We start from the raw sequence: 18,300 nt of genomic DNA, 5'->3' as shown, positions 1-18,300 counted from the left end.
CACCCGCTGCGGAAGCTTTCAGCAAAGATAGGGGCGCCTCCGCACGGCGTCCATAGATCCATGTATCAAAACGCGAAGTTCTGCGAAGCTTCCACCAGAAGTCTCAGGCAAGACGCTTTCGCCTCGGCGGCTCCACCCCTAAAGCCGTATCCGACCTGATCGCATCAGGCCGGCGCCTGTCGGTCCTTGCTTTGACGCACATTCTTTCGGCGAACCGGTGACCACTTCGTCGGAATGCGCTCTCGTTTCGCTGTCCGATACAACCGGAGCGGTAACGGGTCCGGTCTCACCTTCGATCGATCTCAGGAGTCGGCATGGCAGCGGATGGCACGGTCGCGCGGCGGCTCTGGATACGCGATCCCCTCGCGATCCTGGCGGACGGAGCCGGCGGGGGCGTCGTCGTCGAGGGTAGCCGCATCGCCGAACGCGTGCCGGCCGGCGGGCAGCCCGCCGCACCGGTGGACGAGACGTTCGACGCCTCGCGGCACGTCGTCATCCCCGGGCTCATCAACACGCATCACCACTTCTTCCAGACGCTGACGCGGGCCCATCCGGCGGCGATCAACAAGCCGCTCTTTCCTTGGCTGCAGGCGCTCTACGGGATCTGGGGTCGGCTGACGCCCGAGGCGTTCCGGCTGGCGACGCGGCTCGCCTATACCGAGCTGCTCCTGTCCGGCTGCACCACGGCGGGCGACCACCACTACCTGTTCCCGCAGGGGCTGGAGAACGCCGTCGATATTCAGGTCGAGGAGGCGCGCAGCCTCGGCATCCGCGCTGTCGTCACCCGCGGCTCGATGAGCCTGTCGCAGGACGAGGGCGGCCTTCCGCCAAAAGCGCTGGTGCAGGACGACGACACCATCCTGGCCGACAGCGAGCGGGTGCTGCGCCTGTTCCATGATTCCGAGCCCGGCGCGATGGTGCGGATCGGGCTCGCTCCCTGCTCCCCCTTCGCCGTTACCAAGCGGCTGATGCGGGAGAGCGCCGTGCTGGCCGAGCGCTACGATTGCCCGCTTCACACCCATCTCGGCGAAACTCGCGACGAGAACGCCTTCTGCCTGGAAGCGTTCGGGCAGCGCCCGGTCGATTACCTCGAAGAGGTCGGCTGGATGACGCGGCGGGCTTGGCTCGCCCACGGCATCCACTTCAACGACGACGAGGTGCGCCGCCTCGGCGCGGCCGGCGTCGGCGTGTGCCACTGCCCGACCTCGAACATGGTGCTGGCCTCGGGCCATTGCCGGACCTGCGAGTTGGAGGCGGCGGGCTCCCCCGTCGGCCTCGGCGTCGACGGCTCGGCCTCCAACGACAGCTCGAACCTGATGGAGGGCGTGCGCCACGCCCTGATGATCAACCGCCTGACCTACGGCGCGGAGGCCGTGACCCATCTCGACGCCCTGCGCTGGGCGACGGAGGGCTCCGCCGCCTGCCTCGGACGCAGCGATATCGGCCGGATCGAGCCCGGCCGCGAGGCGGATCTGGCCTTGTTCACCCTCGACGAACTCCGCTTCTCCGGCGCCCACGACCCGCTCGCGGCGCTCGTGCTGTGCGGGGCCCACCGGGCGGATCGGGTGATGGTCGCGGGCACGTGGCGGATGATCGACGGGCAACCGCTCGGCATCGAGACCGGACGCCTGCGCGAGGAGCATTCGCGGCTCGCCCGGCACCTGTTCGGCTGACATCAGCGTCCGCGATCGTTCTGGCCGCTCCAGGGGCTGGCGACGAGTGGGACGTGATACGGCCCCTCCGGCTCCGCCGCACAGAAGCGCATCGGCACCACGTCGAGGAAAGCGGACTCCGACAGGATGAGCCCAGTGCGGCGGAAATGCTCGCCGATTGGGAAGCGAGGTTCGTGGGTCGCGATCGGCACCGGGCGACCGCCGATCAGCGGGGCATCAGTGTGCCCGTCCGCATGGGTCACGGCGCGGGCGACTGTCATCGATTCGCCCCCGACGATCGGCTAGGCGGGGTGGGCGCGGTACCCCTTCACGGGATGCCGCTCGTTTAGTCCCGGCAGAAACGCGCGCCGTGTCCGTGCGCACATGTCGGGAAAGGATCATGCCACATGCTATGCGAGCAGGCAGATTCTTTCGAGAAATAGCTAAATCACGGAGAAGTATGGAAAATATCGTACCGCCGAGGCTGCGGTCTGCAGCTTGGGTTGTTTGAAGCGTTCTGTTGCTGCCCGCATTGTACGCAATCGGTGGCTATCCGGTGGGCTTCGCTGCACAAATTCTGTGAGCATCGCGCCCGCGCCGTGCTTATCTCCCTGACCGAAACACTTCGTTCGGGAGACAAGAACATGTCCGTACGCATCTTCTCCGCCGCACTCGTCGCGCTCGCGGTCTCTTCGGGTAGCGCTTTCGCGGGAGACCGGGGCCGGATGTCCGGGGCGCCGCAGCCGGAGGCGACCGGCAGCGTTTCCCGCTCGGCCGAGCCGCTGAACCTGTTCGGCGTCCCGGAGCGCGATCCCCGCCTGGTCGCGCCCGAGCGTCAGACCCGCAGCACCTTCAACGCCAACACCGCCCGCGCGCGCCACTACGAGCGCTGAGCGCCTGTCGGGCGACCTTGCTTCGATGCGTCCGGCCGCTCCCTACCGAGCGGCCGGGCTTCGAGGCTGCGGGCGCAGCGCCTCGATCGAGGGCCGTTGCGAAACAAGCCGCCTCGGCGCTCAGCGACGCTGCCGGCTTTCCGCCTCTGCGGGGGTGATCAATCGCCCTTGGAATCCGGACGCGGCAGGACGCGATAATGTCGCCCGGCATAGAGCAAACTCTCGGCGCCGCTGATCTCGGCGAGCGCCTCGACCGCGCAGATCAGCACGTCGTGCGTGCCGACCTCGTGGCGATCGACGATCCGGCAATCGAAGGCGACGAGGGCACCCGCCAGCACCGGAGCGCCGGTCTGCAACCGGCCCCAGTCCGGTCCCGCGAAGCGCTCCGCCTGCGGCACGCGGCCGGCGAAGTCGGTGGCGAGGCCTTCATGGGCCGCCGTGAGCGTGTTGATGCAGAGCACGCCGTTGCGCAGGAAAGCCGGATAGGCAGTTGAATTGCGGTTGAGGCAAACCAGCAGCGTCGGCGGGCCGTCGCTGACGCTGCACACCGACGTCGCCGTCAGACCCGCACGGCCGCCGGGCCCGTCCGTGGTCACGAGATGCACCGCACTCGCGAGCTGAGCCATCGCTTCGCGGTAGGCCGAGGCGGAGACGGCCTCGGGGTCGGATGAAATCATGACGATCGCCTCTCGGGGCCGGATGAGGTCCCGATCGTTGAGCAGGACGTCGCAAGGCTCGGTTGAACGCCCTTGAAACGATGACGCGGTGGGCGTTCCGGCCGCTCCGGTCAAGGGGAAGAGTGACCACCTCACGGTCAAGAACGGCCGTCGCTGCCCGCATCCTGTGCCATCGCTGCCAAAGATCGGTGCGGGATGGCACCCGACCGATGGGGCCCGCCACCTTGCGGAAAAGGGCTCGGGTGGCCGATGAAGCCGGCACCCGCTCCGCCGGAGGCCGTCCGATCCCCGCCGCCGAACCGCTCCGCCCCGCCTTGTCTCGCCAGCGCTCGCAGGGCGCGGTGCATCTGCGCGTCGCCCCGGCCGGAACGGCCGCGGACGCGCCGACGCGGATCGTCGATCTCGCCGAGAGCGGTCCCTTGCGCCTGCGCTGTCCCCGCCAGGGGGCCGAGCGGATGCTGGAAGGCGTGCTCGTCAACACCGGCGGCGGCATCGCCTGCGGCGATGTGTTCACGGTGTCGGTGACGGTCGAGCCGGGTGGGACCTGCGTGCTGACCACCACCGCGGCGGAGAAGATCTACCGCTCGGACGGACCCTGCGCGCAGATCGTCAACCGGGCCAGCGTCGGCGCGGGCGGGCGGCTCGATTGGCTGCCGCAGGAGACGATCCTGTTCGACCGCGCCCGGCTGGTGCGCCGCTTCGAGGCGGATCTTGCCCCCGACGCGTCGCTGCTTGTCGCCGAGATCGCGGTGCTCGGCCGTGCCGCCCGCGGCGAAAACCTGGAAGAGGCCCTGTTCGAGGATCGCTGGCGCATCCGCCGCGACGGCCGCCTCGTCTATGCCGACAGCTTGTGCCTCGACGGCGCGGTCACGGCCCTCATGGACCGCCGGGCGATCGGCGGCGGGGCCCGCGCATTGGCGACGATCCTCGACCTTTCGCCGCGTGCGGAAGGCCGGCTCGACGAGGCCCGTGCCCTTCTCGACGCCCTGCCGGCGCAGGTCGAGGCCGGGGCGAGCGCCTGGAACGGCCACCTCGCCGTGCGGATGCTGGCCCCCACCGTCGCTCCCCTGCGCGACGCCGCCGCCCGCTTCCTCGCCGCATGGCGCGGGCAGCCGATGCCGCGCGTGTGGCAGACCTCACCAGCTTGACCTTGAGCCGAGCATGATCCTTGCTCGGCCCACCTTCAGGCCCGCCCGACTCTCACCTCAGGACGCACGCCTTGCTCCTTACGCCCCGCGAGAAAGACAAGCTCCTCGTCGCCATGGCCGCCCAGGTCGCCCGCAACCGGCTGGCGCGGGGGGTGAAGCTCAACCATCCGGAGGCGATCGCCCTCATCACCGACTTCGTGGTCGAGGGCGCCCGCGACGGGCGCTCCGTCGCCGAGTTGATGCAGGCCGGCGCCCGCGTCCTCGATGCCTCCCAGGTGATGGAGGGCGTGCCCGAGATGATCCACGACATTCAGGTCGAGGCGACCTTCCCCGACGGGACCAAGCTCGTCACGGTCCACCACCCGATCCGCGGCGCACCCTCGGCGGACGTGCCGGGTACGGTGACGACATTGCCCGGCGAGATCGTCTTCAATGCCGGCGCGCCGCGCACGGTGATCGAGGTGGCCAATACCGGGGACCGCCCGATCCAGGTCGGCTCGCACTACCATTTCTTCGAGGCGAATCCCGGCCTCGTGTTCGACCGCGACAAGGCCCGCGGCCAGCGCCTCGACATCGCACCGGGCACGGCGGTGCGCTTCGAGCCCGGCTCGACCCGCGAGGTGGCGCTGGTGCCGCTCTCGGGCGACCGGAAGGTCTATGGCTTCCGCGGCGACGTGATGGGGCCGCTGTGAGCGGGCTCGATCTGGATCGTCGGGGGGACGTCGCGCTCGTGTCGCGCGCGGCCGATTTCGCCGCCCGCCGGCACGCGGGCCAGCAGAGGAAGGGCGCCGCGCGTGAGCCCTACCTCAACCATTTGGCGGAAGTCGCCTGCCTTCTCGCGGAGACGATGGGGGAACCCGACGCCGCCCTCGTGGCCGCCGGCTGGCTCCACGATACGCTCGAGGACACGCAGACCGACCGCGAAGAGCTGGAGCGCCTGTTCGGCCCGCGTGTCGCCAGTCTCGTCGCGGAGGTGACGGACGACAAGTCTCTCCCGAAAGCGGAGCGCAAGCGGCGGCAAGTCGAGGCGGCGCCGCACAAGTCGGCGGGCGCCAAGGCGATCAAACTCGCCGACAAGACCAGCAATCTCCGCTCGCTGACGGCGAGCCCGCCGGAAGGCTGGGAGCGGCAGCGGATCGCCGACTACATCGCCTGGGCGCAAGAGGTCGTGGCGGGCTGCCGCGGCACCAACACCGCCCTGGAAGATCGCTTCGACCGCGCCGTCGCCGAGGCGCGAAGGACTCTTTAGAAATGGCAGACACCCGCAAGCCCGCCGCCCTCCCCCGCGCGGCCTACGCCGCCATGTTCGGGCCGACCACCGGCGACCGTATTCGTCTCGCCGACACCAGCCTCGAGATCGAGGTCGAGCGCGATCTCACGACCTACGGCGAGGAGGTGAAGTTCGGCGGTGGCAAGGTGATCCGCGATGGGATGGGCCAGTCGCAGGCAACCAACGCCGAGGGCGCCGTCGATACCGTCATCACCAACGCGGTGGTGCTCGACCATTGGGGCATCGTGAAATGCGATGTTGGCATCCGCGCCGGCCGTATCTTCAAGCTCGGAAAGGCCGGCAACCCGGACGTTCAGGCCAATGTCGACATCGTCGTCGGTCCCGGCACCGAGGTGATCGCCGGCGAGGGCAAGATCCTCACGGCCGGCGGCTTCGACAGCCATATCCACTTCATCTGCCCGCAGCAGATCGAGGAGGCGCTCTGCTCCGGTGTGACGACGATGCTGGGTGGCGGCACCGGGCCGGCGCACGGCACCTTCGCCACCACCTGCACCCCCGGCCCCTGGCACATCGCCCGGATGATCGAGGCGGCGGATGCCTTCCCGATGAACCTCGCCTTTGCCGGCAAGGGCAACGCCTCGGTGCCCGGCGCGCTGGAGGAGATGATCCGCGCCGGCGCCTGCGCGATGAAGCTGCACGAGGATTGGGGCACCACGCCCGCCGCGATCGATACCTGCCTCTCGGTGGCGGACGCCTTCGACGTGCAGGTGATGATCCACACCGACACGCTCAACGAATCGGGCTTCGTCGAGGACACCATCGCCGCCTTCAAGGGCCGCACCATCCACGCCTTCCACACCGAGGGTGCCGGCGGCGGCCATGCGCCGGACATCATGCGGGTCGCCGGCCTCGCGAACGTGCTCCCGTCATCCACGAACCCGACGCGGCCCTTCACAAAAAACACCATCGACGAGCATCTCGACATGCTGATGGTGTGCCACCACCTCGACCCGTCGATTCCCGAAGACCTCGCCTTCGCCGAGAGCCGCATCCGCAAGGAAACCATCGCGGCCGAAGACATCCTGCACGACATCGGCGCGCTCTCGATGATGTCGTCCGACAGTCAGGCGATGGGCCGGGTCGGCGAAGTCGTGATCCGCACCTGGCAGACCGCCGACAAAATGAAGCGCCAGCGCGGCGCCCTGCCCGGAGACGCGTCGGGCAACGACAACCTGCGCGCGCGGCGCTACGTGGCGAAATACACGATCAACCCGGCCATCGCGCACGGCGTCTCGCGCCATATCGGCTCGATCGAGCCGGGCAAGCTCGCCGACCTCGTGCTGTGGACGCCCGCCTTCTTCGGCGTGAAGCCGGACCTCGTGCTCAAGGGCGGCATGATCGCCACCGCGCCGATGGGCGACCCCAACGCCTCGATCCCAACGCCGCAGCCGGTGCATTACCGGCCGATGTTCGGCGCCTACGGCCGGGCGCCCTATGCCACCGCGCTCACCTTCGTCTCGCGGGCGGCGCTCGAGGACGGCGTGAAAGAGAAGCTGCGCGTCTCCAAGGAGCTGGTGGCGGTGGAGAACGTGCGCGGCGGCATCTCGAAGAAGAGCATGATCCTCAACGACGCGACCCCGAACATCGAGATCGACCCCGAGACCTACGACGTGCGCGCCGACGGCGAATTGCTGGTCTGCGAGCCGGCGGAGGTCTTGCCGATGGCGCAGCGCTACTTCCTGTTCTGAGCTATGATTGGCCTGTGACAGGAGGTCCTTTGATGACCAGGGCTGCGCTGAAGCCGCCTCCGGCGGCCGATCTCTATGACAGGGATTTTTACGCCTGGACTCAGGCCCAGGCCGAATTGCTGCGCGCAGGTCGGTTCGATGAACTCGATCTTCGTAACCTGATCGACGAGGTGGCCAGCGTGGGGGGCAGCGAGAAGCGCGAGATCGAGAGCCGCCTCGACATCCTGCTGGCGCATCTCCTCAAATGGAAGTTCCAGCCGGGCGCCCGGACGAGCAGTTGGCAGGCGACACTGCGAGAGCAGCGCATGCGCATCGGGCGGATCCTGAAGTCGAGTCCAAGCCTGAAGCGCTATCCGGCCGAAGTCTTCTCGGAATGCTATCTCTCTGCTCGCCTGGAGGCGGCCAAGGAAACCGGTATCGACTTCAGCCTGTTTCCGGAGAAACCTCCCTTCACCGTCGAACAGGCACTCGACCCGAACTACTTTCCGAAGGAGCCTGGGCTCCTCGATCAATCTTGAGCTCATGATCCGCGCCACCCGCGTCATCCGCCGCGACCGTCTCGGCTCCGGCGAGATCGTCGATCGCATCGTGCTCGACTCGAACGACCGGCATCGCCGCCGTATGGCGATGCGCGGCGTCGGCGGCACCGCGTTCCTGCTCGACCTCGCCGAGGCGACCGTGCTCGATGACGGCGACGCCCTCGCGCTGGAGGACGGCCGGCTCGTCTGGGTCGAGGCGGCGCCCGAGGTGCTCCTGGAAATCCGCGCGCCCACCCCGCACGCCCTCAAGCGGCTGATCTGGCATATCGGCAACCGGCACATCCCCGCGGAGATCGGCGAGGAGGCTGTGTGGATCGGTCACGACCACGTGCTCGCCGAGATGGTGCGGGGTTTGGGCGGCAGCGCCGAGCCGGTGACGCGGCCGTTCCGGCCCGAGGGCGGGGCCTATGCCGGCGGTCATGCACATGGCCACGGTCACGGACATTCGCACGATCATCCGCACGCCCATGATTGACGCCCTGCGGCTGATGGCGTGGCTCTCGCCGACCTATCCGGTCGGCGCCTTCGCCTATTCGCACGGGCTCGAATGGGCGGTGGAGTGCGGCGACGTCCGCGATGCCGCCACCCTCGGCGATTGGCTCGCCGACGTGCTGGAGCGGGGCGCGGGGCGCAACGACATGATCTTCTGTGCCGCCGCGCATCGCGTCACCGAGGCCGGAGACGATGCAGGATTGGCCGAGATCAACGACCTCGCTTTGGCACTCGCCCCCTCCCGCGAGCTTCACTTGGAGACGAGCCAGCAGGGGCGGAGCTTCCTGGATGCGACGCTGCGGGCCTGGCCTTGCCCTGCCCTCTCGACGGTTGCCGACCGGCTGAACGCCGAGGTCGCCTACCCGGTCGCCGTCGGTGCGGCGGCGGGGGCGCACGGCGTCGCGCGGGAGGCGACGGTGGCGGCCTACGGCCTCGCCTTCCTCCAGAACCTCGTCTCGGCCGCGCTGCGGGTGGCGCCGGTCGGCCAGAGTGCGGGCACGACGATTCTCGCCGCGCTGACCCCTCGCGTCGCCGGACTGGCCGAGGCGCTGCATGAGGCCAGACTCGACGCGCTCGGCAGCGCAACCCTGCGGCTCGATCTTGGCTCCTTCCGGCACGAGACGCAGTATTCCCGCATCTTCCGCTCCTGAGGATTTTTGGAAGTCATGGCATCCGAGAACGGACCCCTGCGCGTCGGCATCGGCGGACCCGTCGGTTCCGGCAAGACCGCGCTGATGGAGCAGCTCTGCCGCCGCTTCCGCGATTCCTACGAGATCTGCGCGATCACCAACGACATCTACACCAAGGAGGATGCCCGCATCCTCACGGTGGCCGGCGCCCTGCCGGAGGAGCGCATCCTCGGCGTCGAGACCGGCGGCTGCCCGCATACGGCGATCCGCGAGGATGCCTCGATCAACCTCGCGGCGGTGGCGGAGATGCGCCGCCGTTTCCCGAAGCTCGACCTCGTGCTGATCGAATCCGGCGGCGACAACCTCGCGGCGACCTTCTCGCCGGAACTGGCCGACCTCACCCTCTACGTCATCGACGTGGCGGGCGGCGAGAAGATCCCCCGCAAGGGCGGCCCCGGTATCACCCGCTCCGACCTGCTCATCGTCAACAAGACCGACCTCGCCCCCCTCGTCGGCGCCGACCTCTCGGTGATGGAGGCCGACACCCAGCGGATGCGCGGCACGCGGCCCTACGTGTTCGCCTCCCTGCGCGAAGGGCACGGGGCGGACACGGTCGCCCGCTTCATCGTCGAGGCCGGGGGGCTGGGCTGAGGGTGCTTCGCAAAACCTGATCGAGTCAGTGCATGCCCTCTCCCCGCGCAGGGAGAGGGGAACCCGCTCGTTATCATTACGACGCGGCCGAGCGGCGGAAGGCGTCGCGCTCCTCCAGCACCTCGATCAGGTCGAGCACCCGCACGACCTGCTCCGACACGTTCCACCACGGCGGCAGGCGGCGCGCTGCCGGGACCGGATGGTGCATCACGGCTTCCACGAGGAAGGCGGTCTCGGGCAATGGTGGCGCCGATAGCCCCCCGCCGCCCGCGGGCAGGATGGCGGTGGCCAGAAGCCCGGCCTTGCGCGCGCCGGTGACGCGCGCGCGGCGCGTGACCGAATCGAGGCCGTTCGCCTCCACGGCGCGGCCGATCTCCGCGTAGATCAGGCCGGCGGCGCGGATCGCCGGGCGGCAGCTCAACGGGAGCGCGGCGATACCGGGTTCGGCGCGGGCGTAGAGTTCGTCGGCCGCGGCCAGCAGATCGGCCACCACCCGTTGCAGGCCGGGACCGAGCCGAGGCTCGGAGAGGAAGGCGTTCGCGTCGATGCCGGCCGCGTCGAGCCACTCACGAGGCAGGTAGAGGCGCCCGGCGCGGGCATCCTCGCCGACGTCGCGGGCGATGTTGGTGAATTGCATGGCGACGCCGAGATCGCAGGCGCGGGCGAGCGCGGGGCCGTCGCGCACCCCCATCACCAGCGTCATCATCGCCCCGACCGCGCCCGCGACCCGAGCGGCATAGGCTGCCAGCTCCGACAGGGTGTCGTAGCGCCGGCCTTGCGTGTCCCAGGCCAGCCCTTCGAGCAGCGCCCGCGGCAACGCTTCGGGGATGGCGTAGTGGGCGAGCACTTCGGCGAGCGCCCGGTCGGCCGGGTGGTTGTCGGGCCGGCCGGCACAGGCCGCCGTCAGCCGTCGCTCCAGGCGGGCGAGGGCCGCGGCGCGGTTGCCGCCCGCCTCGTCCACCGCGTCGTCGGAGAGTCGGCAGAAGGCGTAGAGGCCGTAGGCCGAGACCCGAACCGAGGGCGGCAGCAGCAGCGAGGCCGCGAAGAAGCTCTTGGAGCCGGCGCGGATCGCGGCCCGGCAGGCAGAGCGGTCCGCCGCGCTGGCGGCGAAGGGTTCAGGCGCAAACACGGGCATCCGGCACCACGGAATCGAGGACACGCGCCGAGGACAGCACGCCCGGCAGACCGGCGCCGGGATGCGTCCCCGCGCCGACGAGGAAGAGGTTGGCCACGTCTTCCGAGCGGTTGTGCGGACGGAACCACGCCGATTGCGTCAGCACCGGCTCCAGCCCGAACCCGGAGCCGCGGAAGCTCAGGAAGTCGTCGGAAAAGTCCTGCGGCGTCGTCACCCGCGAGGTGACGAGGGCGTCCGACAGCCCCGGCAGTACCGAGCCTTCGAGGAAGCGCGCGATCCGCTGGCGGTAGGGCTCGGCAAGCTGCGCCCAATCCTGGCCGCCGTCGAGGTTCGGCACCGGGGCGAGCACGTAGAACGCGTCGTGCCCCGGCGGGGCGAGCAGCGGGTCGGTCGCGGTCGGGCGGTGGAGGTAGAGGCTGAAATCGTCCGACAAGTGCTTGCGGTCGAAGATGTCCTGCAACAGGCCGCGATAGCGCGGGCCCATCAGGATCATGTGGTGATCGACCTCCGGGTACTTCTTCCGGGTGCCGAAATACCAGACGAACAGCCCCATGGAGGACGAGGCGCGCGCCAGACGCCGCGGGCTCCAGCGCCGGGTCCGGCCGCCGAGCAGCGTGCCGTAGGTGAAGGCGGAATCGGCGTTCGAGACGACGATGTCGGCGGGGATGACCTCGCCGCCCGCCAGCACCACGCCGGTCGCCCGCGCCTCCTCGACGCGGATGCGCGAAACGTCCTCGCCGCAGCGGACGCGGCCGCCCTGCCCCCGGATCAAGCCGCAGAGCCCGTCCACCAGCCGCCCGGTGCCGCCCATGGCAAAGTGGACGCCCCATTGCCGCTCCAGATGGGCGATCAGGCAGTAGATGCCGCTGGCGCGAAACGGGTTGCCGCCGATGAGCAGGGGATGGAAGCTGAAGATGGTGCGCAGCCGCTCGTCGCGGATGAAGCGGGACACCACGTCGTAGACGCTGCGATGGCCCGACAAGCGCAAGAGATCCGGCGCGATCCGCAGCATCGAGCCGAGGCTGCCGAACGGGATGTGGCCGAGTTCCTCGAAGCCCATCCGGCACACGGCCTCGCTATGGGCCATGAAGCGCTCGTAGCCCGGCACGTCGTCCGGCGAGAAGCGGGCGACCTCGGCCCGCATCGCCGCGCGGTCGCCGCTATAGGCGAAGCTCTGCCCATCCTCGAAGCGGATGCGGTAGAACGGCTGCATCGGCACGAGGGTCACGTCCTCGCGCATCTCCCGCCCGCACAGCCGCCACAGCTCCTCGAACAGGAACGGCGCGGTGACGATGGTGGGCCCCGCATCGAAGGTGAAGCCGTCCTGGCGGTGGACGCGGGCGCGGCCGCCCGGTTGGTCGAGTCGTTCCAGAACGGTCACGCGATAGCCGCGGGCGCCGAGCCGAACCGCCGCGGCCAGCCCGCCAAAGCCGGCCCCAATCACGACCGCATGCGGCCGGGCATCGGGGTCGGACGTGACAGTCGGTTTGACGGCCAGTGTCAACATAGGTTGACACTATGGCTGGGATTTTCGTCAGCGCAAGAGGCGTTTCAGGGTACCGAGGCGCGAAGGGCTTCCGCCTCCGTCAGAATGATCTCCGCCACCCGCTCCGGCGCCTCCTCATGCGCGAGGTGGCCAAGCCCGCGCAGCAACTCGACGCGGGCACTCCGCAGCCGCTCGCGCAAGGCGAACGAATCGTCCGGCTTGATCGCTTTGTCGTCCCCGCCGACGACGAGAAGCGTGCGGGTTTCGAGCTGCGGCAGGTCGCGGGCGAGCGCCGGAAGATCCCAATTCGCCATCATGCCGAGGGCGCCCGCGACATGGCCGGGGCGGGTGAACAGCCGCCGGTAGAGGTCGAGCCCCTGCGGGTCGAGGCGCGAGCCGGTGCCGTCGATGAGGCGACGCACCGCCGCCCGGTCGGCGCTCCAGGCGAAAACTTTGGGCGTCACGGGGTTCAGGAACAGCATCCGGGCGATGCCGGGGAAGAGGAAGCTGGCGACACCCGGAAACGGGGTCAGCGCGCCGTTGAGCGCCACCAGCAGGTCGGGATCGATGCGCCGGTCGAGGCACATCCGCACGAGCACCGCCGCACCGGCAGAATGGCCGATCGCGAGCCGCGGGTTCAGGCCGAGAGCGGTGACGAGGCCGCCCACCGCCTCGGCCATTCCCGGTAGGGAGAGGCGGCGAGGGGGCAGCGGATCGGTGAAGCCGTGGCCCGGCAGATCGGGCGCGACGACCCTGAACCGTTCGGCGAGAAGCGGAGCCAGCCCGCGCCAGGAATGGGTCGCGGCGCCGGTGCCGTGGAGGAGCAGCAGGCCGGGCGCATCCGGCTCGCCGAATTCCTGCACGTGCCAGCGCAGGCCTGCGGCCTCCACGAAGCGGCTCGCCGCCCGGTGCGGCCAATCGCGGCCGTCGCGCTCCCAATCCGGCCGGTCGTCTTTTGGAGGCAAGGGCAAAGGGGGCCTCAGGCTGTGGCGGCGCGCACCGCCGCGCTGACGCTGCCCGCATCGGCATGGGGTAGCGGACAGTAACGCCCCTGCGCCGCCTCGGCGAGGCCGCGCGCCCCGTCGGGCCGGGCGCCAGTGTCGATCACGAGGATGGGGAGCGCCTGCACCCGCAGCCCGCGGGCGGCGGCCAAAGCCTCTTCGCCGGCCAGCGCCCGGCCGCCGAGGCCGGAGCGGGCGACGTTGGCGCGCCCGTCGGTGAGCAGGACAATGACGGGGCTTCCGCCCGCGCGCCGGACGCTAAGGGCTAGGGCGGCGGCGGTATCGAGCCCGGCGGCGAGCGGCGTGCCGCCTCCGCCGGGGAGGCCCGCGAGCGCGCGCTTGGCCCTGACCAGGGAGCGCGTCGGCGGCAGCACCGTCTCGGCCCGCGCGCCGCGGAAGGCGACGAGGGCGATGCGGTCGCGCCGGATGTAAGCCTCGGCGAGGAGCAGTTCGATGGCGCCCTTCGCCTCCGCCAGCCGTTCGAGCGCCGCCGATCCGGAGGCATCGACGCAGAAGATCGTCGTCGTCTCGCTGCGCCGCTTCAACCGGCGAATCCGGAAATCCTCCGGGGTGACGAGGACGCGGCGCGGATCGGCCTCGCCCCGGCGCAGGCGCTGCCACGGGGCGGCGGCGCGCAGGGTCGCGATCAGGTCGAGCCGTCCCCGGCGCGGATCGCCGGGGCGGCTGCCGACCGGGCGGCCCGCGAGCGGCGAGGCGGAGGCCGCCCCCATCCGCCCGACCGCTCCGGCGCGCAGCGGCGGGCCACCGGCCAGCAGCCGGGCGAGCAAGTCCTTCGGGAGGGCGGCACGGACCGCGTCGAGCACCGTCTCGTCTGCTTCTCTCGGCGTGGCATCCGCCCGCTCGGCCGCGTCCTCAGGGGGGCGATCGGCGTCCTGTGGGGGCTGCGGCTCCGGCGGCGGCGGGTCCGCCGGTTCCGGCTCGGCCGGTTGCGGCGGAGCGGGCAGACGCGTCGCCCGCGGCGCCAGGACGAGACGCGCGGCTTCGATCAGGTCGGCCTTGCTCGGCTCGTCGCGGCCGGCCTCCCCTGCGATGAGCCGGGCGATCCGCAGGGCGAGAAGCGGCGCCCGCAGCGAGGCGATGCCGAAGGCTTCTGCCACGGCGCAGAGGGTGGCGGTGGCGTCGGGCGCGGGTTGGCCTGCCTCTGCGTCCGTTCCACGAGCGGTATGGGAAGGGGCGGCTCTCACGTCCCGCAGGCTCACGCCGGACAGGTCGAGGCGGAGTGCCAATCGGTCGGCCAGCGCCTCGGCGACAGTCTCGTCCTCCTGCCCCTCGTCGAGCAGCACGAGGCCGAAGCGGGCCGGGAGCCGTGCGGCGAGGCCATCACGTTCCAGCACCAGCATGCCGGTGTCGAGGGCGCCCGCGAGCCGGGCCACGGTGCCGCGCTCCAGGCGTTCGGCCATTGGCACCACGACGACACCGCCATCAGCTTCCGCCAGCAGGCCGCGCTGGATCACCGGGCGGCCGGCCCGCAGTGTGGCGGGCAGGTCGAGCCCGCCGATCAGACGGTCGTCGGCGATGCCTGGCGGCATCCGCCGCACCGGGCCCGTCAGCCTGTCGCGGAGATGATCGAGCCAGAGGTCGCGCACCGGACCGGCCCCGGCGCGCAGCACGATGCCGCCGAGGCCGTGCGGGTCGGCGGCGAATAGGTTGGCGGCACGCAGCGCATCGTTCCAGACCCCGGCCGGATCGTCGGGCTCCGGGGCCATCACCGCTAGCGCTTGAACATCGGGTGCTCGACCCGGTCGCCCGCGCGGATGCCGAGCTTGGCGGCGGTGCCGGCGTTGAGTTCGAGCACCGCGAGAACCGGCTCGCCCGACGGGATCACCTTGGTCGAGAGCGGCTCGGTATCCGGGGCGATCCGGGCGATCGAGCCGTCGGAGCGGATGAACACCATGTCGAGCGAGAGGTAGGTGTTCTTCATCCACATCGTGGCCGGCGCCGGCCGCTCGAAGTCGAACAGCATGCCGTGGTCGGCGGCCATGGAGCGGCGGTACATCAGCCCCTTGGCCCGCTGCGCATCGGTGCGCATCACCTCGACCTGGAAGGCATGGCGGCCGTTCTTGGCGACGATGCCGAGCGGCTCGGTCGCGGCCTGGGCGGCGGGCGCCGCCTCCTGCGCGCGGAGCGGAAGCGCCGGCAAGGCCGCCAGCGCGGTGAGGCAGGCGGCGAGGTGCAGGAGCTTTGTCGCGGAGGGAAACACGGGCACGCGGATCACCGTCAATGGGAAGCCGGAAGCGCCCCGTCGACGAGGCGGACTTCCGCCGCCATAGCACCCTTCGAGCCGTCGCCGTAGCGCACCATCACCTCCTCGCCGGGCTTCAGCTCGGCGATGCCGTAGCGGCGTAGGGTCTCCATGTGGACGAATATGTCCGGCGTGTCGTCGCCGCGGCTGAGGAAGCCGAAGCCGCGCAGGCGGTTGAACCACTTCACCACTGCGCGCTCCAGCCCGCTCGTCGGCGTGACGACTTCGTGGGTGCGCGCCATCGGCAGTTCGGAGGGGTGGAGCGCGGTGGACTGATCGAGCGAGAGCACCCGGAAGGCCTGCCAACCGCGGGCGCGCTGCACCGCCTCGACCACGATCCGCGCGCCTTCGCTCGCGGCCTGGTGCCCGTCCCGGCGCAGGCAGGTGATGTGCAGCAGCACGTCCGCCGAGCCGTCATCCGGCACGATGAAGCCGAAGCCCTTCGAGACGTCGAACCACTTGATGCGCCCGGCGACCTCCAAGAGTTCGGCCGGACGTTCCTCCTCGGTCTCCCGCTCCATCGCGCGGTCTCGCGTCTCCGGCATACGAAGCCCGACGGCACTCAGTTCGTGTTCGTTCGACATGTAAGCAACCCGTGCCGAATCGCGCGGCGCAATCCCGGAGCTACGTTAACAAAGTCACATTACGCGGAAAGCCCGTTTGGTCGGCAACGGGACACTTCAAATGATCATTTTTCAGAAGCATGGCGACAATGTCGCATCTCGCATGCGCCGGGTTGCCCGTCCTCTCAATTGATTTGAATGCCGTTCCGCGACGCGAGAGCGTGGCCGGACAACGGGTTAGGATCATCCGTACCGATTTCAGTGCCTTTTAGGTCTCATGCCGGGCTGATTCGATTGGCCGCAAGGCGGTCCGAGCGACAGGTCGTGTCTCGTTGCGCCTGCCCTTCGCCTCGACCGGGGAACGGTGATAGGGCGCGGCCATGCCTGCCTCCCCCGCGACCACGCCCCGCCTTTCGAGCCGGCGGATCGATGCTCTCGACCTCGCCCGCGGCGCGGCGCTCGCGGCGATGGCGGCCTATCATGGGCTGTGGGATCTCGGATTCCTGCAGCTCACGCCGCAGAACTTCGCGCTGACCCCTGCGGGGCGGCTGGCGGCCCACGGCATCGCCGGGGCGTTCCTGCTGCTGGTGGGTGTCGGCCTCGTTCTCGCCAATGGCGACGGCGTGCGCTGGCGGCCCTTCGCCCTGCGGCTCGCGCGGATCGGCGGGGCGGCGCTCCTCATCACCCTGGCGACGCGGATCGCCTTTCCGCAGAGCTACATCTTCTTCGGCATCCTGCACTGCATCGCCGTCTCGAGCGTGCTCGGCTTGCCCTTCGTGTTCCTGCCGGCCCTGGTCACGGCGCTTGCGGCCGCCCTCGTGCTGGCGGCGCCGCACGTCGTGGCCCATCCCCTGCTCGACGCGCCGGAACTCTACTTCCTCGGCCTCGGCCGGGGGCTGCCGGACACCAACGATTGGGTGCCGCTATTTCCCTGGTTCGGGATGGTGCTGGCCGGGATTGCCCTCGCCCGGATCGCGCGGCCGGCTTTGGCCGGGTCGTGGCTCACCCGCTGGCAGGCCCGGAACGCCGTGGCGCGCGGGGCAGCCTTTGCCGGGCGGCACAGCCTCGCCGTCTATCTCGTTCACCAGCCGGCTTTGCTCGCCCTGTTCACCGGCCTCGTCACGCTGACCGGGCCGCATCCGAAGGCCGGGCTCGCGAGCTTCCGCAAGGATTACGTGGGCAATTGCACCCGCTCCGGCGGCGAGCCGCAGGCCTGCCGGATCGCCGCCCGCTGCACGGCCGATGCCCTACGGCGGGAGGGGCTCTGGGGCTCGGGCAAGCCCTATTCCGCGGAGGAGCGGGCCAGGGCGCAGGGTCTCTCGCAGCTTTGCTACGAGGCCGCGGAAGGCACCGCGGCTCCGCCGTGAGCGGATCTTTCGATCGGAAACCCCAAGCCTTTCCCTCATCCTGAGGTGCCAGCGCGAAGCGGAGGCCTCGAAGGGTGTTCCAGAAGCCGCGCGGAATCTGGAGCACCCTTCGAGGCCCGCTATCGCGGGCACCTCAGGATGAGGAGTGGATGGGGGAGCCGCCGACCGAGAGACAATTAGTCCTTGGCGCGCTCCACGTAGGAGCCGTCCGCCGTCATGATGACGACGCGGGTGCCGGTGCTGACATGCGGCGGCACCGAGGTCTTCACGCCGTTCGACAGGAGCGCCGGCTTGTAGGACGAGGAGGCGGTCTGGCCCTTGGTGACCGGCTCGGTCTCGACGATCTCGAAGGTCATGCGCTGCGGCAGCTCGATGGTCAGCGGCACGCCGTTATGGGTCGAGAGGGTCACGGTCATGCCCTCCTGCAGGTAGGGCGCGGCGTCGCCGACCACGTCCGCGGGGACGGCGATCTGCTCGTAGCTCTCGGGGTTCATGAAGTGATACCCCTCGCCGTCCTGGTACAGGAAGGTGTGGTCGCGATCCTCGACGAAGGCCCGCTCGACCTGCTCGGTGGTGCGGTAGCGCTCGGAGATCTTCACGCCGTCGGTGATGCGGCGCATATCGAGCTGCGTCACCGGAGTGCCCTTGCCGGGGTGGATGTTCTCCGCCGTCAGGATGACGTAGAGCTTGCCGTCCTTATCGACGACGTTGCCCTTACGAAGGGTACTGGCGATCACTTTCACGAGCGTGGACCTTGGCTTGACGAGAACGGCGGCTCTTCACCGGCGTCTCGGCCGGATGAGCGGAATCATCCGCGAGGCCCTA

20 protein-coding genes are annotated in these 18,300 nt (G+C 70.1%); 11 read left to right on the top strand and 9 right to left on the bottom strand.

Going from position 1 to position 18,300, the window contains the following annotated elements:
- The first annotated feature begins 314 nt into the window (after positions 1 to 314).
- Positions 315 to 1,673 carry an 8-oxoguanine deaminase gene (locus OVA30_RS11335; RefSeq protein ID WP_268175491.1) on the top strand — a complete coding sequence of 453 codons (1,359 nt, stop codon included), beginning with the start codon at positions 315 to 317 and terminating at the stop codon, positions 1,671 to 1,673.
- 2 nt (positions 1,674 to 1,675) lie between these two features.
- Here OVA30_RS11335 and OVA30_RS11330 read toward each other — a convergent pair whose 3' ends face one another.
- Positions 1,676 to 1,933, bottom strand: a complete 258-nt coding sequence (locus OVA30_RS11330) for a hydroxyisourate hydrolase (RefSeq protein WP_268175490.1) — start codon at positions 1,931 to 1,933, stop codon at positions 1,676 to 1,678.
- 363 nt (positions 1,934 to 2,296) lie between these two features.
- On the opposite strand from OVA30_RS11330, the gene OVA30_RS11325 reads away from it, so the two are divergent.
- The gene (locus OVA30_RS11325; protein WP_268175489.1) at positions 2,297 to 2,545 is read left to right on the top strand and encodes a hypothetical protein; all 249 of its coding nucleotides are present in this window, start codon (positions 2,297 to 2,299) and stop codon (positions 2,543 to 2,545) included.
- Positions 2,546 to 2,703: 158 nt separating this feature from the next.
- On the opposite strand, the gene OVA30_RS11320 is transcribed toward OVA30_RS11325, so the two are convergent.
- Positions 2,704 to 3,222: a flavin reductase gene (locus OVA30_RS11320; RefSeq protein WP_082289768.1), complete on the bottom strand. Its 519-nt coding sequence runs from the start codon at positions 3,220 to 3,222 to the stop codon at positions 2,704 to 2,706.
- 209 nt (positions 3,223 to 3,431) lie between these two features.
- Between OVA30_RS11320 and OVA30_RS11315 the strand changes: the two genes are divergently transcribed.
- The 8 genes from OVA30_RS11315 (at position 3,432) to ureG (ending at position 9,660) form a co-directional block, all read left to right on the top strand.
- Positions 3,432 to 4,370 carry an urease accessory protein UreD gene (locus tag OVA30_RS11315; protein ID WP_268175488.1) on the top strand — a complete coding sequence of 313 codons (939 nt, stop codon included), beginning with the start codon at positions 3,432 to 3,434 and terminating at the stop codon, positions 4,368 to 4,370.
- A 71-nt stretch (positions 4,371 to 4,441) separates the two neighbouring features.
- Positions 4,442 to 5,062 carry an urease subunit gamma gene (locus OVA30_RS11310; RefSeq protein WP_003600223.1) on the top strand — a complete coding sequence of 207 codons (621 nt, stop codon included), beginning with the start codon at positions 4,442 to 4,444 and terminating at the stop codon, positions 5,060 to 5,062.
- A complete protein-coding gene (locus tag OVA30_RS11305; RefSeq protein WP_268175487.1) occupies positions 5,059 to 5,619 on the top strand; it encodes an HD domain-containing protein in 561 nt (186 codons plus the stop codon). Before OVA30_RS11310 ends, OVA30_RS11305 begins: the two co-directional genes overlap by 4 nt.
- A gap of 2 nt (positions 5,620 to 5,621) precedes the next feature.
- A complete protein-coding gene (gene ureC, locus OVA30_RS11300) occupies positions 5,622 to 7,349 on the top strand; it encodes an urease subunit alpha (protein ID WP_268175486.1) in 1,728 nt (575 codons plus the stop codon).
- A 32-nt stretch (positions 7,350 to 7,381) separates the two neighbouring features.
- Positions 7,382 to 7,867: a DUF29 domain-containing protein gene (locus OVA30_RS11295; protein ID WP_056456202.1), complete on the top strand. Its 486-nt coding sequence runs from the start codon at positions 7,382 to 7,384 to the stop codon at positions 7,865 to 7,867.
- A 4-nt stretch (positions 7,868 to 7,871) separates the two neighbouring features.
- Positions 7,872 to 8,363 carry an urease accessory protein UreE gene (locus OVA30_RS11290; RefSeq protein WP_268175485.1) on the top strand — a complete coding sequence of 164 codons (492 nt, stop codon included), beginning with the start codon at positions 7,872 to 7,874 and terminating at the stop codon, positions 8,361 to 8,363.
- A complete protein-coding gene (locus tag OVA30_RS11285) occupies positions 8,296 to 9,030 on the top strand; it encodes an urease accessory protein UreF (protein WP_442786097.1) in 735 nt (244 codons plus the stop codon). The genes OVA30_RS11290 and OVA30_RS11285 overlap by 68 nt, the downstream gene beginning before the upstream one ends.
- 15 nt (positions 9,031 to 9,045) lie before the next feature.
- Positions 9,046 to 9,660 carry an urease accessory protein UreG gene (ureG, locus tag OVA30_RS11280; protein WP_056456208.1) on the top strand — a complete coding sequence of 205 codons (615 nt, stop codon included), beginning with the start codon at positions 9,046 to 9,048 and terminating at the stop codon, positions 9,658 to 9,660.
- Between the two features lie 76 nt (positions 9,661 to 9,736).
- Here ureG and OVA30_RS11275 read toward each other — a convergent pair whose 3' ends face one another.
- From OVA30_RS11275 to OVA30_RS11250, 6 genes are read right to left on the bottom strand one after another with little or no spacing between them, the layout of a single operon-like run.
- A complete protein-coding gene (locus OVA30_RS11275; RefSeq protein ID WP_268175483.1) occupies positions 9,737 to 10,795 on the bottom strand; it encodes a phytoene/squalene synthase family protein in 1,059 nt (352 codons plus the stop codon).
- Positions 10,776 to 12,302, bottom strand: coding sequence for a phytoene desaturase (locus OVA30_RS11270; RefSeq protein ID WP_268175482.1), 1,527 nt, complete (start codon positions 12,300 to 12,302; stop codon positions 10,776 to 10,778). The genes OVA30_RS11275 and OVA30_RS11270 overlap by 20 nt, the downstream gene beginning before the upstream one ends.
- 44 nt (positions 12,303 to 12,346) lie before the next feature.
- Positions 12,347 to 13,252 carry an alpha/beta fold hydrolase BchO gene (gene bchO / locus OVA30_RS11265; protein WP_268175481.1) on the bottom strand — a complete coding sequence of 302 codons (906 nt, stop codon included), beginning with the start codon at positions 13,250 to 13,252 and terminating at the stop codon, positions 12,347 to 12,349.
- Positions 13,253 to 13,260: 8 nt separating this feature from the next.
- A complete protein-coding gene (locus OVA30_RS11260) occupies positions 13,261 to 15,009 on the bottom strand; it encodes a magnesium chelatase subunit D (RefSeq protein WP_268175480.1) in 1,749 nt (582 codons plus the stop codon).
- A gap of 5 nt (positions 15,010 to 15,014) precedes the next feature.
- Positions 15,015 to 15,524 (bottom strand): DUF192 domain-containing protein, encoded by a 510-nt coding sequence (locus OVA30_RS11255; RefSeq protein WP_268175479.1) that lies wholly within the window; start codon positions 15,522 to 15,524, stop codon positions 15,015 to 15,017.
- Complete coding sequence (locus OVA30_RS11250; RefSeq protein WP_003599271.1) at positions 15,521 to 16,066, bottom strand: cold-shock protein; 546 nt, start codon at positions 16,064 to 16,066, stop codon at positions 15,521 to 15,523. The genes OVA30_RS11255 and OVA30_RS11250 overlap by 4 nt, the downstream gene beginning before the upstream one ends.
- Positions 16,067 to 16,488: 422 nt before the next feature.
- Here OVA30_RS11250 and OVA30_RS11245 point away from each other — a divergent pair, with 422 nt between their 5' ends.
- Positions 16,489 to 17,475: a heparan-alpha-glucosaminide N-acetyltransferase gene (locus OVA30_RS11245; protein ID WP_268175478.1), complete on the top strand. Its 987-nt coding sequence runs from the start codon at positions 16,489 to 16,491 to the stop codon at positions 17,473 to 17,475.
- A 176-nt stretch (positions 17,476 to 17,651) separates the two neighbouring features.
- On the opposite strand, the gene efp is transcribed toward OVA30_RS11245, so the two are convergent.
- On the bottom strand, positions 17,652 to 18,218 hold the full coding sequence (gene efp, locus OVA30_RS11240) for an elongation factor P (protein WP_003599274.1): 567 nt from the start codon (positions 18,216 to 18,218) through the stop codon (positions 17,652 to 17,654).
- Positions 18,219 to 18,300 lie beyond the last annotated feature (82 nt).

Source organism: Methylorubrum sp. SL192 (assembly GCF_026672325.1).
Taxonomy (GTDB): domain Bacteria; phylum Pseudomonadota; class Alphaproteobacteria; order Rhizobiales; family Beijerinckiaceae; genus Methylobacterium; species Methylobacterium extorquens.
The sequence above is the reverse complement of the archived record's forward strand: the minus strand, read 5'-3'. Positions and strand labels throughout refer to the sequence as shown.

What these genes read in the sequence shown, in the direction of transcription:
- OVA30_RS11330 (WP_268175490.1), bottom strand. Translation starts at nt 1,933, where the DNA reads ATGACAGTCGCCCGCGCCGTGACCCATGCGGACGGGCACACTGATGCC.
- OVA30_RS11285 (WP_442786097.1), top strand. Translation starts at nt 8,296, where the DNA reads ATGCCGGCGGTCATGCACATGGCCACGGTCACGGACATTCGCACGATC.
- ureC (WP_268175486.1), top strand. Translation starts at nt 5,622, where the DNA reads ATGGCAGACACCCGCAAGCCCGCCGCCCTCCCCCGCGCGGCCTACGCC.
- OVA30_RS11250 (WP_003599271.1), bottom strand. Translation starts at nt 16,066, where the DNA reads ATGGAGCGGGAGACCGAGGAGGAACGTCCGGCCGAACTCTTGGAGGTC.
- OVA30_RS11260 (WP_268175480.1), bottom strand. Translation starts at nt 15,009, where the DNA reads ATGGCCCCGGAGCCCGACGATCCGGCCGGGGTCTGGAACGATGCGCTG.
- OVA30_RS11315 (WP_268175488.1), top strand. Translation starts at nt 3,432, where the DNA reads ATGGGGCCCGCCACCTTGCGGAAAAGGGCTCGGGTGGCCGATGAAGCC.
- OVA30_RS11290 (WP_268175485.1), top strand. Translation starts at nt 7,872, where the DNA reads ATGATCCGCGCCACCCGCGTCATCCGCCGCGACCGTCTCGGCTCCGGC.
- OVA30_RS11270 (WP_268175482.1), bottom strand. Translation starts at nt 12,302, where the DNA reads ATGTTGACACTGGCCGTCAAACCGACTGTCACGTCCGACCCCGATGCC.
- ureG (WP_056456208.1), top strand. Translation starts at nt 9,046, where the DNA reads ATGGCATCCGAGAACGGACCCCTGCGCGTCGGCATCGGCGGACCCGTC.
- OVA30_RS11335 (WP_268175491.1), top strand. Translation starts at nt 315, where the DNA reads ATGGCAGCGGATGGCACGGTCGCGCGGCGGCTCTGGATACGCGATCCC.
- OVA30_RS11245 (WP_268175478.1), top strand. Translation starts at nt 16,489, where the DNA reads ATGCCTGCCTCCCCCGCGACCACGCCCCGCCTTTCGAGCCGGCGGATC.
- OVA30_RS11275 (WP_268175483.1), bottom strand. Translation starts at nt 10,795, where the DNA reads ATGCCCGTGTTTGCGCCTGAACCCTTCGCCGCCAGCGCGGCGGACCGC.
- OVA30_RS11295 (WP_056456202.1), top strand. Translation starts at nt 7,382, where the DNA reads ATGACCAGGGCTGCGCTGAAGCCGCCTCCGGCGGCCGATCTCTATGAC.
- OVA30_RS11325 (WP_268175489.1), top strand. Translation starts at nt 2,297, where the DNA reads ATGTCCGTACGCATCTTCTCCGCCGCACTCGTCGCGCTCGCGGTCTCT.
- OVA30_RS11320 (WP_082289768.1), bottom strand. Translation starts at nt 3,222, where the DNA reads ATGATTTCATCCGACCCCGAGGCCGTCTCCGCCTCGGCCTACCGCGAA.